The following is a 14100-nucleotide window of genomic DNA, read 5'->3' on the forward strand; positions in this document are numbered from 1 at the left end:
ACTCCTTTTGCTCGCCCGGGATCAGGACAGGGTCAGGGTCAGGACGCCCGCGTACGCGCCGGGTGCGGTGAAGGCCGGGACGTCGAGGGAGACCTTGGCGTCGACGGTGAACTCGCCGCCGGTGAGCGTGCCGTTCGGGGTCGAGGCGAGGGTCGCCCCGCCGCCGCCGACCGTTCCGGCCGAGCCGGGGACGCAGGTGCTGGGGCTGCCGGCCTTGGTGGTGCAGGCAGGGGTCCAGCTGAGCGCGCCCGCGCCGATGGAGCCGCCGGGGCCCGTGAAGTCGGTGACCTTGCCGGTCAGGGACCAGCCCGCGGGGCCGCCGCGGAAGTCCTTGACCGTCACCGTTCTCAGATCGCCGGTCGCCGCGCCGCCCTGACCGAAGTCGACGGACGACAGCTGCACCGCGTCACCGGCCTGGGTCATCGACAGTTCGCCCGCCGTGACGGCCACCTCGAGCTTCTGGCTGTTCGGCGGCTGCGGGGTGTCGTCGATGACGGTGTACGCGGCCGGTCCGGCGCCCTTCTCCGGGTCCCAGGCCGTCCCCTCGTACGCGACGATCCCGGTGGTCGCCTTGTCGTCGACCCTCAGGCGCGCGGCGAACCCGCCCTCGGTGTCGGTCGTGACGGTCATCCGGTCGGCGGTCTCCGCCGCTCCGGAACGTCCGACGACCGTGACCTCGGTGAGCGGGGTGAACTTGGCGCCGGTCACGGTGACGCGGACGCCCGGGGCGCCGGAGGCCGTGCCGAGCGAGATGTTGCGCTCGTTGGCGCCCGGCTGCGCGCTCGCCGTGATCGTCTCGGAGACGGGGGCGGGCGGGTCGGTGACGGTGCAGGGGGTGTCCAGCTCCATCAGGTAGCTGGTGTGGATGTTGTAGTCGCCGGGCGAGAGGGTGATCGAGCCGGGCGCGGTGACCGTGAACGTGCCGGTCATCGAGAACGGCGGGAACGCGCCCTTGCCGGGGACGGGGTCGTTCTTCTTGGGACCGGTGACGGTGACCGCGCCGGTCTGGGCGCCGCCGAGGACGACCTTGCCGCTCGGGGTCATGATGTCGGCCGGGAGGGCCAGGTCGACGGGGTTGGACGCGGCCGGTTTGGTCACCTTGTAGGTGACGGTGACGGTGTCGCCGACCTTGGGCGTGGGCTTGTCCACGGTGATCTCGGCGGTCGTTGTGCCGTCGATGGGCGGGATGCCGGCGATCGGCGGCGGGACGCAGTGCGTGGGGAAGTCCACCGCCTGGGACGCGGTCGCCAGGGCGCCGGCCGGAGCGGCCAGCGCGCCGCCGGCGGCTACCGCGAGTGCGGCGACGCCGAGGGCGGCGGTCCAGCGCCGTCTTCGGGGTGGCGTCGGTGTTCTCTGTGCCATGTGTGCCCCTCCTGAGGGATGGGAAGGTACCGGCGCCGCCTGGGGCGACGCCGGTTGAGGGGTGGTGCGTGGGTGGTGCGCGGTGGGCGCGGTGGTGCGTGGCGCTCCGATGGGTCAGAAGACGAACGGGCCGGGCGACTGCGAGGTGATGGCGTCGCAGTTCACGGTCGTCCCGAAGATCGTCATGGTGAGAGCGGTGCCGGCGAAGTAGGAGTTGAGACTGTCGCCGACGGCCACCGTGCCGCTGAGCGGGCCGATGGTGACGGCCTGGTTGGCCGCCAGTGCGGGGTTCTTCTTGCCGCTGAAGACGCGGGTGCCGCCGCCGGTCTTGGCCATCGTCAGGCGGGCGTTGATCTGGTCGGCGCCGACCGCGATCGGCGTCTTGACGGCGGCGGTGAGCGTGATCGTCGCGGCCGTGCCGCTCTGCGTGGCCTTGAGGGTGGCGAGCCCGCCGCCCCACATGCCGCAGTCGTACGTCGCCGTCGCGGTCGACGGCGTCACGGCGGCCGCCGCAGGGGCGAAGGCGAGTCCGGTCGCGGCGAGCGCACCCGCGAGGACGGCGCCGAGTCCTAAGTTGGTGCCTCTCATGAGGTCGTACCCCTTCCGATGAAGCACGCAGGGGTGCGGACGCTGCGTGAGGCGTAGAACTGACGGTCCGTCGGGCGGACCGCTGTTCATTGATGCGCAGCGGGCCGGGGAAGGCAAGAGAATGTCCGGTGATTCTTCACCAGCACGCGAAGAGGGCCCGGCGGGATGCCGGGCCCTCTTCGAGTCCGCCGGGCCTCAGCCCGCCGTGACCGCCGCGCGCAGCTGCCCGTCGGGGCCGGCGAGCAGCACCGGGGTCTCGGGGCCGCCGAGGTCACGTACCGCCGCGCGGTCCTCCTCGGAGGCGGCGTCCGCGGTCGAGACGACGGCCGCGGCCTCCAGGGACTGGGCCCCGCTGGCCACGGCCATCGCGACCGCGGTCTGGAGCGCGCTCAGTCTGAGCGACTCCAGGGCCACGGTCCCCGCCACGTACGTGCGGCCGGTCTCGTCCCGTACCGCCGCGCCCTCGGGCACACCGTTGCGGGCGCGGGCGCTGCGCGCCAGCGTGATGATCTTGAGGTCCTCGGCGCCGAGAGCGCCGTGGTCGGGCTTGAGTGTCATACCCCGAGCATAGGTCGGGGCACGGGGTCAGCTCTGCGCGCCCTTGACGAACTTGTCGGCGGCGAGCTTGGCGAGGGCCTCGAAGTCCTTGTGGCCGGAGGCGTTCGGCGGCACGTGGGAGACGCGGGCGACGCCGGTGCCCTGCCGCACGACGAGCATGTTCGTCTCGACGGTCATGGAGATGTCGGCGATCTTCATCTTCAGCCGGAAGGCGTGAGACTCCTCACCGGCCTTCGGGCCCGCGAGCTTCTCGGCCGTGACGGTCATCTTCATGCCCTGGAGGTCGGCGGCGAACCCCTTGCAGGTGTCCAGCGAGGTGCCCAGCGCCTTGACGAAGTCCGTGGCACCGGCGGCCGGGAAGGTGAAGACCTGGCTGTCGATCCCGGTCGTGTCGCTGGTGCGCTCGAAGCTGCCGGACGGGCCCATCGTCGCCCCGGTGATGGTGTCGGCCATGAAGCCGGCGAGCGGCTGGCACTCCGCCTTGTCCGCCTTCGGCTGGATCTGGTCCGTGTCGGACGTGCCGCTCTTCCAGCCGGAGGGCAGGTCCTTGACGGTCAGCGTCGCCGCCTTCATCTGGGCGGCCGTCAGCGGCGCGGCCGGAGCCGCCGAGGTGGTCTGCTCGGCGGCCGGCTTGTCGGCCGCCTTGTCCTTCTTCGCGTCGTCCTTGGCGTCGCCGCCACCGCACGCGGCGGTGAGCGAGAGAGCGGAGACGGCGAGAGCGGCGGCCAGTCCGTGGCGAATGCGAGTGCGCATGGTGAATGTGCCCTTTGCGGCTGAGGGTGGTGGGACAGCCCGGCACCGGTGGGGGACGGCCGGATCGCCAGGAGGATATACGGGCCCACCGACAAGGCCTGACGGCAGCGCCTCGTTCAGCCCGCTATCGGATACATCGCCCCGCGTCGTCCCTCCGGGGAGACCAGCCATTCCAGCTTGGCGGCCGTGTCCGCCTGCGGCAGTGGGGTGTGCATGACGATCGTCAGGTCGGGGCGGGCCGGCACCCTCAACTGCGTGGACTCCACGTGCAGGACGCCGACGAGCGGGTGCTCGATCTCCTTGCGGATCTGGCCGCCCGGGGAGATGTCCCGCCGCTCCCACAGTTCGGCGAACTCCGCGCTCGCCGCCTTCACCTCCTCCACCACCGCGCGGAAGCCCTCGTCGTCGGGGCACTCCGAGCAGGCGGCCCTGAACTGTGCGACGACCTGCGGCGCGAGCCGTTTCCAGTCGGTCGACCGGGAGCGGTAGATCGGGTCGGTGAAGAAGGAGACGAGGCAGTTCTGCGAGATCTCGGGCCGCATGCCGAGGACGACGGACGCCGACTCGTTGTACATGATCGTGTTCCAGTACACGTCCATGATGTGCGCCGGGAACGGCATCCACGCGTCGATCAGCCGACGCAAACCCGCGCACATGTCCCGCGCCTCCGGATCGACCTCGGGCGCGGGCGGGTTGAGCCCGGCGAGGACGTACAGGTGGCGGCGCTCCGCCCCGCTGAGCCGCAGCACCCGCGCCACCGCGTCGAGCACCTGCGGCGAGACCGTGATGTCGCGGCCCTGCTCCAGCCACTGGTACCAGGAGACGCCGACGCCCGCGAGGACGGCGACCTCCTCCCGGCGCAGGCCGGGCGTACGGCGCCGGGCACCGCCGTCCGGAAGGCCGGCCTCGGCCGGGGTGACCCGGGCCCGACGGCTCATCAGGAACTCGCGCAGTTCGGCCAGTCGGTGTGCCTTGGCGTCCGTGCTCTCGATCACTGGGGCCACGTGTGCTTCCTCCCCCGGGATGCCTGGTGGTGCGACCAACAGGATAAGTTCCCGCTCCCCACGCTTGTTCCCGCGCGCCGAGGGTGGTGCCCATGGCAACCACGCTCACTTCCTCGGCTCCGGCTCCCGCCCCCGCCCCACCGGTCCTGACCGGCCGTTCCCGGCTCGTCCTCTTCGTGCTGTGCGCCGCCCAGTTCATGGTGGCGCTCGACTTCTCCGTACTGAACGTGGCGCTGCCCGTCCTCGGCTCCGATCTCGGCCTGAGCCCGTCCGCGCTGCAGTGGGCGGTCACGGCCTTCGCCCTGCCGTCCGGCGGGTTCCTGCTGCTGTTCGGCCGGATCGGAGACCTGTACGGGCGCAAGAGGCTGTTCCTCGCGGGCCTCGCGCTCTTCGGCGCGGCCTCGCTGCTCGCCACGTTCGCCTGGGACCCGGCCTCGTTCCTGGCCGGCCGTGCCCTCCAGGGCCTCGGCGCGGCGGCGATCGTGCCGACCGGCATGTCCCTGCTGACCACCACGTTTCCCGAGGGCCCTGCGCGGGACCGGGCGCTCGGCATCTCCGGCACCGTGATGTCCCTGGGCTTCACCGTCGGCATGATCCTGGGCGGGGTCATGACCGACGCCCTCGGCTGGCGCTCCACGATGGGTCTGCTCGCGCTCTTCTCCCTGATCGTGCTGCCCCTCGCCCCCGGCCTGCTGCGCGAGTCGCGGACCGCGGACCGGCCGCGGCTCGACGTGCCGGGCGCGGTGACCGTGACCGGCGGTCTGCTGGCGGTGATCTACGCCCTGTCGTCGGCGGCGGAGCGCGGCTTCGGCGGCACGGACGTCCTCGTGACGCTCGTGGCGGGCGTGCTGCTGCTCGCGGCCTTCGTGGCGGTCGAGTCCCGGCACGAGTCCCCGCTGGTCTCGCTGCCGATGCTGCGGCGGCGCACGGTGGCCTTCGGCAACCTGGGCGGGCTCGTGACCTTCTCGATGATGTCCACCGTCATCTTCGTGCTGACCCTGTACCTCCAGGAGACGCTGGGCCTCTCGGCCTTCGGCACCGGTCTGGTCTTCGGTGTGCAGGGCGTCCTGTCGGTGCTCGCCGGGTCGGTCGCGTCGAAGGTGATCGGGCGGATCGGCGCCCGCCGCACGCTCGCGTTCTCCCTGCTCGGCCAGGGCGTGTTCGTGGCGACGATGCTGGGCCTCGGCACGGATTCGGGTGCCGTGTTCGCGACGATCGCGGTCTCGCTGGCAAGCATGTGCCACCTCGCCGCGATCATCTCGTACGGCGTGACCGTCACCTCCGGCGTCCCGGACGAGGAGCAGGGTCTGGCGACCGGGCTGGTGACGACGACCCAGCAGGTCGGCATCACCGTCGGCATCCCCCTGCTCGGTGTCCTCGCGACGACCGGCCCGAGTCTGTACGACGGTGTCCGCACGGTCCTCGCCGTCGACGCGGCGATCGTGCTGGCGGCTGCCCTGCTGGTCGCCCTCGGCCTGCGGCGGCGCGCGTAGCGGCGGCAGGCCGGGGCGCTACGGCCGGTCGAGGCGGAGCCGTACCGCCTTGGGCAGGCCCGCGACCACCAGGTCGTACGAGTCCTCGATGAGCTCCCGGACCATGCGGTCCGGGAGCTCGCCGACCGTCACCGTGTTCCAGTGCCGCTTGTTCATGTGGTAGCCCGGAGCGATCGCCGGGTGCTCCTCGCGGAGCCGGACCGCCTCCTCCGGCTCGCACTTGAGGTTGATGCGCAGCGGCCGGCCGTCGAGCCAGGACAGCGCGAACATCTTCCCGGCGACCTTGAAGACGGAGGTGTCCGGCCCGAAGGGGAACTCCTCCGTCGCGTCGTTGAACTCCAGGCAGAATGCGCGCAGCTGGTCAGGCGTCATCGGGCGTCCCCTCCGACGCGACGGCCACGGGTTCCACGAGCACGGTGACGATCTTGTTCCGCCGGCCCGCCGGGGACTCGGCCGTCAGCCGCAGTGAGCGCCCGTCGGGCAGCTCCACGACCGCCTTCGCGCCCGCGATCGGCACCCGGCCCAGCGCCTTGGCGAGGAGTCCGCCGACGGTCTCCACGTCCTCGTCGTCGTACTCGTCCGGGCCGAAGCCGTACAGCTCGCCGAGGTCCCCGATGTCGAGGCGGGCGGTGACGCGGTAGCGGTCGTCGCCCAGTTCCTGGACCGGCGGGAGCTCGCGGTCGTACTCGTCGGTGATCTCCCCGACGATCTCCTCCAGGATGTCCTCGATCGTGACGATCCCGGCCGTGCCGCCGTACTCGTCGATGACGACTGCGACGTGGTTGCGCTCCTGCTGCATCTCCCGCAGCAGGTCGCCGGCGTTCTTGGTGTCCGGCACGAAGGCGGCCGGGCGCATCGCCGTCGACACGAGGTCCGCCTCGGCGTCCCGGTTGATGTGCGTCTTGCGGACCAGGTCCTTCAGATACACGATGCCGACGACGTCGTCCTCGTTCTCGCCCGTGACGGGGATCCGGGAGAAGCCGGAGCGCAGCGCGAGCGTGAGGGCCTGGCGGACGGTCTTGTACCGCTCGATGCAGATCAGGTCGGTGCGGGGCACCATGACCTCCCGTACGAGCGTGTCGCCGAGCTCGAAGACGGAGTGCACCATCCGGCGCTCGTCGTCCTCGATCAGCGACTCCTGCTCGGCGAGGTCGACCATCGCCCGCAGCTCGGCCTCGGAGGCGAAGGGGCCCTTGCGGAAGCCCTTGCCGGGGGTGAGCGCGTTGCCGATGAGGATGAGCAGCTGCGGGATCGGGCCCATGATCCTGGCCAGCGGCAGCAGGACGTACGCGGCGGCGGTGGCCGTGTTCAGCGGGTGCTGCCGGCCGATGGTGCGCGGCGAGACGCCGACGGCGACGTACGAGACGAGCACCATCACCGCGATGGCGACGAGCAGCGCCTCCCAGGTCTGGGGGAACTCCTCCAGGCAGGCGTACGTGACGAGGACGCCGGCCGCCATCTCGCAGGAGACGCGCACGAGCAGCGCCACGTTGAGATAGCGGGTGGGATCGGAGGCGACCTCGACGAGCTTCTCGGCACCGCGCCGCCCGGACCGTACGGCCTCGGCGGCGCGGAAGCTGGAGACGCGCGCGATACCGGCCTCGGCGCAGGCGGCCAGCCAGGCGACGATCACCAGGCCGACCGCGCCGAAGATCAGCGAAGCGTTCATCGGGGGCTCAGGAGACGGTCGGCGCCGGGGACGGGCCGGTGAGGCCCTTCTCCGCGCGCCAGCCGTCGACGATGGCCGCCTGGAGGCCGAACATCTCGGCCTTCTCGTCCGGCTCCTCGTGGTCGTACCCGAGCAGGTGCAGCACTCCGTGGACGGTGAGGAGCTGGAGCTCCTCGTCCATGGAGTGCTCCGTCGGCGCGTCCTTGCCCTGCTGGGTGGCGACCTCGGGGCAGAGCACGATGTCGCCGAGGAGCCCCTGCGGGGGCTCCTCGTCGTCCTTCGAGGGCGGGCGCAGCTCGTCCATCGGGAAGGACATGACGTCCGTCGGGCCCGGCAGGTCCATCCACTGCATGTGGAGCTGCTCCATCGCCTCCGCGTCGACGACGATCACCGACAGTTCGGAGAGCGGGTGGATGCGCATCCGCGCGAGGGCGTAGCGGGCGATGTCGAGGATCGCCTGCTCGTCGACCTCGGTTCCGGACTCGTTGTTGACGTCGATCGACATGGTGCTCTGTGACTACTTCCCGTTGCGGCTGTCGTACTGCTCGTACGCGTCGACGATACGGCCGACGAGCTTGTGCCGGACGACATCCTGCGACGTGAGCAACGAGAAGTGCACGTCCTGGACGCCGTCCAGGATCTCGCGGACCTGACGCAGACCGCTCTTCGTACCGCCCGGCAGGTCGACCTGGGTGACGTCACCGGTGATGACGATCTTGGAGTCGAAGCCGAGGCGGGTGAGGAACATCTTCATCTGCTCGGGGTTCGTGTTCTGCGCCTCGTCGAGGATGATGAACGCGTCGTTGAGCGTGCGACCCCTCATGTATGCCAGCGGCGCGACCTCGATCGTCCCGCTCGCCATCAGCTTCGGGATCGAGTCGGGGTCGAGCATGTCGTGCAGCGCGTCGTAGAGCGGGCGCAGATACGGGTCGATCTTCTCGTAGAGCGTGCCGGGCAGGAAGCCGAGCCGCTCGCCGGCCTCGACGGCGGGCCGGGTCAGGATGATCCGGGTGACCTGCTTGGACTGCAGGGCCTGGACCGCCTTGGCCATGGCCAGATACGTCTTGCCGGTACCCGCGGGGCCGATGCCGAAGACGATCGTGTGCTTGTCGATCGCGTCGACGTACCGCTTCTGGTTGAGGGTCTTGGGGCGGATGGTGCGGCCACGGCTGGAGAGGATGTTCTGGGTGAGCACCTCGGCCGGGGTCTCCTGGCCTGCCTCCGTCGTGCCGTTCTCGCTCGCCCTGAGCATGGCGATCGAGCGTTCCACTGCGTCCTCCGTCATCGGCTGTCCGGTGCGGAGCACCAGCATCATCTCGTCGAACAGTCGCTGGATCAGGGCGACTTCCGTCGCCTCGCCGACCGCGCTGACCTGGTTTCCCCGGACATGGATGTCGGTCTTCGGGAACGCCTTCTCGATCACGCGCAGGAGGGCGTCACCGGAGCCGAGGACGGTCACCATCGGATGCTTGGCGGGGACGGTGAAGTGGGCGCGGGCCTCGCCCTGCGCGCCATTGCGGGCTGTGGGTGTCTGAGTCATGGGCCGGCACTGTGGCCTGCACATACCTCCCGTTGCAGGGTTCTCGCTGCTCGACAACCTCTGGGGTACAAGCCTACGACGTAGCGCTGACAAGGCCGAAGGCTTTTACAGGCTCGCCGCTCTGAAGCCGATGGTCGGCACGGCCCGGCGCAGCGGCCAGGGGCGGGTGGCGGCGGGGAGCAGCCGCTCCAGGAAGGCGTAGCGGGCGCGCAGGGCCTCCGGGTCCTGGCAGACGTGGTCCTGGACGTGTTCCCACCACGCGGCGACCTCGCCCCAGCCGGGTGCAGAGAGCGATCCACCGAACTCCTGCACCGAGAGCGCCGCGATGAGCCCGGCGAAGGCCAGCCGGTCGGCGAGCGGCCAGTCCGCGAGCGTGCCGGTGACGAAGCCGGCCACGAAGACGTCGCCGGCCCCGGTCGGGTCGAGGGCGGAGACCTGGATCGCCGGCACCTCGGCGGTCTCGCCGGTGGCCCCGTCGACCGCGTAGGCGCCCTCCGCGCCGAGGGTGACGACCGCGTAGCGGACCTTGTCGGCGAGCGCCCGGGCGGCGGCCCGCGGGCAGTCGGTACGGGTGTACCGCATCGCCTCCTGCGCGTTGGGCAGGAAGGCCTCACAGTGCTCCAGGTCGCCCAGACCGCCCAGGTCCCAGCGGCCGGTCTCGTCCCAGCCGACGTCCGCGAAGACCTTCGCCCCGCCGCGGGCCGCCTGCGCGACCCACTCCTCGGCGCGCCCGGGCACGAGCGAGGCGACGGCGGCGCGGGCGTGCGGCGGGTAGGCGGGCAGGGCGCCTTCCAGGGGCGGTGCGTCGTGGCCGTGGGAGACCATGGTGCGCTCGCCCTCGTACGCCATGGAGACGGTGACCGGGGAGTGCCAGCCGGGCACGGTCCGGGAGAGCGAGAGGTCGATGCCCTCGCCCTGCTCCAGGGCGTCCCAGCAGTACTCGCCGTAGTGGTCGTCGCCGAAGGCGGCGGCGAGCGAGGTGCGTAGGCCGAGGCGGGCGAGGGCGGTGGCCATGTTGGCGACGCCGCCGGGGCTGGAGCCCATGCCCCTGGCCCACGACTCGGTGCCGCGTACGGGGGCGCTGTCGAGGCCGGTGAAGATGATGTCGAGGAAGACCGTGCCGGTGAGGAAGACGTCGCAGTCGGGGTCGGTGGGCTCGCGCAGGCACACCAACGGGTCGACCCCGGCGTCGTGTTGCTGGTCTCCCCTTGCTGTGGTCACGGCGGCCTCCCCGTACGTGGTGCGGATCAGGTCAGTGTGCCTGATGGGTCTCCGGTGACGGGGGTGACGCGGGCCGAAAAGCGCGCGGACATACCCGCGGAACCGGTCCTCAAACCCATGGTGACCCAGATCACAACTGGAAGTGCTGGATTCCGGCCTCTCCGGTCTTCTCGGGACCCTCCGTCACTTGATACTTATGTCCCGCGATCCCGTGCAACACCGGGCGCTCCTCCCTCCCTTCCCCTTGTTCCTGGAACGCCCATGTTGTCGCGCCCGCGTGCCCTGGGGCCTCTCGTCGCCCTGTTCACGGCCGGTTATCTCGCCCCGTACCTGCTGCCGACCGTCGTCGGCCGGCTCTCCGCCGGACTCGGCCTCAGCCCCGCCCAGGCGGGCCTGGTGGGATCGGTCCTCCTCCTCGCCTCCGCGTCGGCGGGTTTCACCCTGGCCGCGCGCGTGGAGCGGTTCGGCCCACGCAGGGCGGCGCGGGCCGGCCTGCTGGCCATGTGCGTCGGTTACGGCTCGGCGGCGCTCACCACGAGTGTGCCGCTGGTGGTCGGCGGTGCGGTCGTCGGCGGTTTCGGCTCGGGTACGACGCTGGCGGTGGCCGCCGCGGGCATCGCGGCGCAGCGGGACCCGCACCGGGCCTCGACCCTCGGCCTGCTCTCGGTCTCGGCGACGGCCGGCGCGCTCTATCTCACGCTGCCGCACCTCGGCGGCGGCCACGCGCTGCCGTTCGCGTCGATCGCGCTGGCGGCGGCGCTGGTGTGGCCGCTGACGGGGGGCCTGGCGGGAGGTGCGGCGCGAGGTGCGGCGCGAGGTGCGGAGGACGCGCCGGGCCGGCCGGGCAGGGGCGGCGAGGGCGTGCCGCTCCCCCACCGGCGTTCGGGCCTCGTGCTCGCCGCCGCGATCCTGCTGTGGTCCCTGGCGCAGAACGCCCTGTGGGGCGTGAGCGGCCGGATCGGCCTGACGCAGGCCGGGCTCGGCGAGGTCACCGTCGGCGCGGTCTTCGCCGTGGCGCTGGGAGCCGGGCTCGCGGGTGTCACGGCCGCCGGGGCGCTCGGCTCACGGCTGGGACGCGCCGTCCCGATCGGGGCCGGCACGGCGATCATCGCCGGGTGCGTCCTGGTGAGTTCGGGCGCGGAGAACCTGGCCGCCTTCGCGACCGGCGAGATCCTCTGGAACCTCTTCTACCCGGTCGTCCTGTCCTACCTGCTGGGTCTCGCCGCCTCCCTGGACCCGCGCGGCCGCTGGGCCGTGCTCGTCGGCTCGGCGTCCTCGCTGGGCGTGGCCTGCGGCCCGGTCACCGGCAGCGTCCTGTCCGCGCAGGCCGGGTACCCGGGCATGGGCATGGTGTTGTGCGTCCTGCTCCTGCTGGTCGCGGTCCCGATGACCGCGGTCGCCCTGCACACCTCGGGCCGCCCGCTGGTACCGGGCTCCGTCCGCCGCCGCGGCGGCGCCCCGGCGGCCGTGGTCGCGGGCACGACGACGGCGGCCACGGGCCTGGTCCCGCAGATGGGCGCGCCGGAACAGCAGGTCACCGAGATCCCGGTCCCGTCCCGCCGCCGCGCCGACCGCCGCGCCTTCCGCCTGGCCCGCCCGAGCGCCCGCGGCTAGCCAAACACCGGCTCAGGGGACGCCTCTCCCGAACGACGGGCTCTGGAAGGCCCTGGAGGCCCGCTCCGAGCGGTCAGGGCTGGACCGTCCTGGGGCCCACCACCCGAGCGACGGGCGCTGGAAGGCCCCTGGGGCCCACTCCGAGCGGTCAGGGCTGGACCGTCCTGGAGGCCCACCACCCGAGCGACGGGCGCTGGAAGGCCCCTGGGGCCCACTCCGAGCGGTCAGGGCTGGACCGTCCTGGAGGCCCACTCCCCGAGCGGCCAAGGGCCGGACCGCCCTGGAGGCCCACTCCCCGAGCGGCCAAGGGCCGGACCGCCCGGGGGCCCGCTGCCCGAACGACGGGCGCTGAAAGGCACTGGGGCCCCCTCCGAGCGGCCAGGGCCGGAACCGCCCTGAGGCCCGCTCCCCGAGCGGCCGGGGGCCGGACCGCCCTGGAGGCCCACTCCCCGAGCGGCCGGGGGCCGGACCGCCCTGGAGGCCGCTCCGGGCGAGCGGCCAGGGGCCGGGTCGCCCTGAGGCGCCGGTCCTGGACGTGGCAGGAGCGGGCGGTCCCGCGGGTCCGGCGGCCGGCGGCGTGGCCCCGCTCGCGGGGCCGTCGCCGGTGATCCGGAGGATCGTACGGTCGCTCATGCCTCCGCTCTCGCCGCCCGCACGGTCGCGTGCTTCCGCATCAGGACGGCGTAGACCGCGGCGGAGACCACCATGCCGACGGGCAGGGAGAGGTCCACACCGCCCAGCGCGTCGGCGACCGGGCCCGCGTAGAGGGTGTTGACGGAGAGGGCCGCGGAGGCGACGCCCGCCCCGAGCGCGAGGGCGCCCGCCCCGTTGACGCCGCCGGTGTACCAGAAGGGGCTGTTCGGGGTCTCGTCCGACAGGGCGGCTCCGTCGTAGCGGCCCCGGCGCAGCACGATGTCGGTGGCGTAGACGGCCATGAGGGGACCGGTCAGGACGACGGCCAATTGGAGGGCGTTGCTGACGGTGTCGAGGAGGCTGGAGGCCAGCAGGCCGTAGAGCGTCAGGGCCACGGCGACGACGCCGTCGACGATGACGCTGAGGGAGCGGCGGATGCGCAGGCCGACGGCCTGGAGGGCCAGTCCGGCGCTGTAGGCCGTCAGGGCGTTGATGGCGATCGTGCCGAGGACCAGGGCGAGCAGGAAGACCGGGTGGAACCAGCCGGGAAGGATCCGCTCCAGCCCGGTCTGCGGGTCCGTCATGTCGACCGCCGTCGCGGCGACGGCGCCCAGGGCGCAGGTGAGGACGCTGGGCAGGAAGGCGCCGAACGCGGTCCAGCCGACGATCCCCTTCCGCGAGGCCGTACGGGGCAGGTAGCGGGAGAAGTCGGCGCTGGTTGTGTAGGACAGCGGTCCCGAGGCGATCATGGTGACGCCGGCGACGAGAACGGCCCACAGCTCGATGCCGGTCAGCGGCTCGGCCGGCCGGTACGCGAAGTCGGCGTGTCCGGCCACCGCGAAGGCCACGACGGCGAAGGCGGCGGCGAGCACCAGGGTGATCGGGAGGTACAGCTTCATGATCATCCCGTGTCCGTAGACGCTGATGACCAGGGTGAGCGCCGCGATGACCACCACGACGACGACCTTGACGGGGGTGTTCGTCGTGATGCCGGCCTTCTCGACGAGGGCGAAGGCGGCGGCCGCGGCGGCGGCCAGGTTGAGGGCGAAGTAGCAGACCGAGACCAGCCAGCCGCCGATCGCGTTGTTGAACCGGTTGCCGATGACGCCGTAGAGGGACCGGGTGATCACCTCGCTGGGGGCGCCCGCGGCCGGGCCCGAGGTGGCGAGCAGCCCTGTGAGCAGCCAGAAGAGGTTGCCCACGACGATGACGGCGAGCGACTGCCAGAGGCTCAGGCCCATGAGGACGAGGGCGCCGCCGATGATCAGGCTGAGGTAGTTCACGTTCGCCGCCGCCCAGACGGAGAAGAGCTCCCGGGGGCGGCCATGGCGTTCGGAGTCCGGGATGTGGTCGACGCCGTGGGCCTCGATACGACCCGCTCGGCCCGAGGCCGGCGGGGCGGCTCCGGACGCGTCGTCCGTTCTGGGGTGCGGGTCAGGAATCGTGGACGCCACGGAGCCCTCCGGGTATTGGTCAACCGGCTAATAGGTTATTGGTCGCACACTCAATAGCATCCGTTTCCTGGCGTCAAGGGTTTGGCGGGAACGGAACAGCCCAGGGGGGCGCGGCGGCCCCCGCCCCCCCCCCCCCGGGGGTTTCCGGGGGGCGGGGGCCCCCCCCCCCCCCCCCCCCGCGGACAGGGTCGCCGCCCCCCCCGCGCGGGAA

The 14100-nt window shown here is 72.2% G+C and carries 13 protein-coding genes; 2 read left to right on the forward strand and 11 right to left on the reverse strand.

What is annotated here, in order from left to right; genetic code table 11:
• Positions 1–21: 21 nt before the first annotated feature.
• From ACFYV5_RS20100 to ACFYV5_RS20120, 5 genes are all read right to left on the reverse strand, one after another.
• Positions 22–1362, reverse strand: a complete 1341-nt coding sequence (locus ACFYV5_RS20100; protein ID WP_389170111.1) for a beta-xylosidase — start codon at positions 1360–1362, stop codon at positions 22–24.
• Positions 1363–1476: 114 nt separating this feature from the next.
• Positions 1477–1950, reverse strand: a complete 474-nt coding sequence (locus ACFYV5_RS20105; protein WP_389170114.1) for a hypothetical protein — start codon at positions 1948–1950, stop codon at positions 1477–1479.
• Between the two features lie 195 nt (positions 1951–2145).
• Positions 2146–2508: a cytidine deaminase gene (locus tag ACFYV5_RS20110; protein ID WP_355116102.1), complete on the reverse strand. Its 363-nt coding sequence runs from the start codon at positions 2506–2508 to the stop codon at positions 2146–2148.
• Between the two features lie 27 nt (positions 2509–2535).
• Positions 2536–3261: a hypothetical protein gene (locus ACFYV5_RS20115; RefSeq protein ID WP_389170117.1), complete on the reverse strand. Its 726-nt coding sequence runs from the start codon at positions 3259–3261 to the stop codon at positions 2536–2538.
• Between the two features lie 116 nt (positions 3262–3377).
• On the reverse strand, positions 3378–4265 hold the full coding sequence (locus tag ACFYV5_RS20120) for a helix-turn-helix transcriptional regulator (protein ID WP_389170119.1): 888 nt from the start codon (positions 4263–4265) through the stop codon (positions 3378–3380).
• 92 nt (positions 4266–4357) lie between these two features.
• Between ACFYV5_RS20120 and ACFYV5_RS20125 the strand changes: the two genes are divergently transcribed.
• Positions 4358–5758 carry an MFS transporter gene (locus ACFYV5_RS20125; RefSeq protein ID WP_355116105.1) on the forward strand — a complete coding sequence of 467 codons (1401 nt, stop codon included), beginning with the start codon at positions 4358–4360 and terminating at the stop codon, positions 5756–5758.
• Between the two features lie 18 nt (positions 5759–5776).
• On the opposite strand, the gene ACFYV5_RS20130 is transcribed toward ACFYV5_RS20125, so the two are convergent.
• The 5 genes from ACFYV5_RS20130 to ACFYV5_RS20150 all read right to left on the reverse strand — a co-directional run bounded on the left by ACFYV5_RS20130 (position 5777) and on the right by ACFYV5_RS20150 (position 10188).
• On the reverse strand, positions 5777–6130 hold the full coding sequence (locus ACFYV5_RS20130) for an MmcQ/YjbR family DNA-binding protein (protein WP_389170122.1): 354 nt from the start codon (positions 6128–6130) through the stop codon (positions 5777–5779).
• A complete protein-coding gene (locus tag ACFYV5_RS20135; protein WP_389170125.1) occupies positions 6120–7427 on the reverse strand; it encodes a hemolysin family protein in 1308 nt (435 codons plus the stop codon). Before ACFYV5_RS20135 ends, ACFYV5_RS20130 begins: the two co-directional genes overlap by 11 nt.
• 7 nt (positions 7428–7434) lie before the next feature.
• Entirely contained in the window at positions 7435–7932 is a 498-nt protein-coding gene (gene ybeY / locus ACFYV5_RS20140) for an rRNA maturation RNase YbeY (protein ID WP_355116109.1), read from the reverse strand.
• A 12-nt stretch (positions 7933–7944) separates the two neighbouring features.
• On the reverse strand, positions 7945–8967 hold the full coding sequence (locus ACFYV5_RS20145) for a PhoH family protein (protein WP_355116111.1): 1023 nt from the start codon (positions 8965–8967) through the stop codon (positions 7945–7947).
• Positions 8968–9072: 105 nt separating this feature from the next.
• On the reverse strand, positions 9073–10188 hold the full coding sequence (locus ACFYV5_RS20150) for a PfkB family carbohydrate kinase (protein WP_355116113.1): 1116 nt from the start codon (positions 10186–10188) through the stop codon (positions 9073–9075).
• Between the two features lie 261 nt (positions 10189–10449).
• On the opposite strand from ACFYV5_RS20150, the gene ACFYV5_RS20155 reads away from it, so the two are divergent.
• A complete protein-coding gene (locus tag ACFYV5_RS20155) occupies positions 10450–11802 on the forward strand; it encodes an MFS transporter (RefSeq protein ID WP_389170129.1) in 1353 nt (450 codons plus the stop codon).
• A gap of 629 nt (positions 11803–12431) precedes the next feature.
• On the opposite strand, the gene ACFYV5_RS20160 is transcribed toward ACFYV5_RS20155, so the two are convergent.
• A complete protein-coding gene (locus ACFYV5_RS20160) occupies positions 12432–13889 on the reverse strand; it encodes a purine-cytosine permease family protein (RefSeq protein ID WP_389170132.1) in 1458 nt (485 codons plus the stop codon).
• Between the last annotated feature and the right edge of the window lie 211 nt (positions 13890–14100).

Origin of the sequence: Streptomyces sp. NPDC003035 (assembly GCF_042888285.1) — a bacterium.
Lineage (GTDB): Bacteria > Actinomycetota > Actinomycetes > Streptomycetales > Streptomycetaceae > Streptomyces.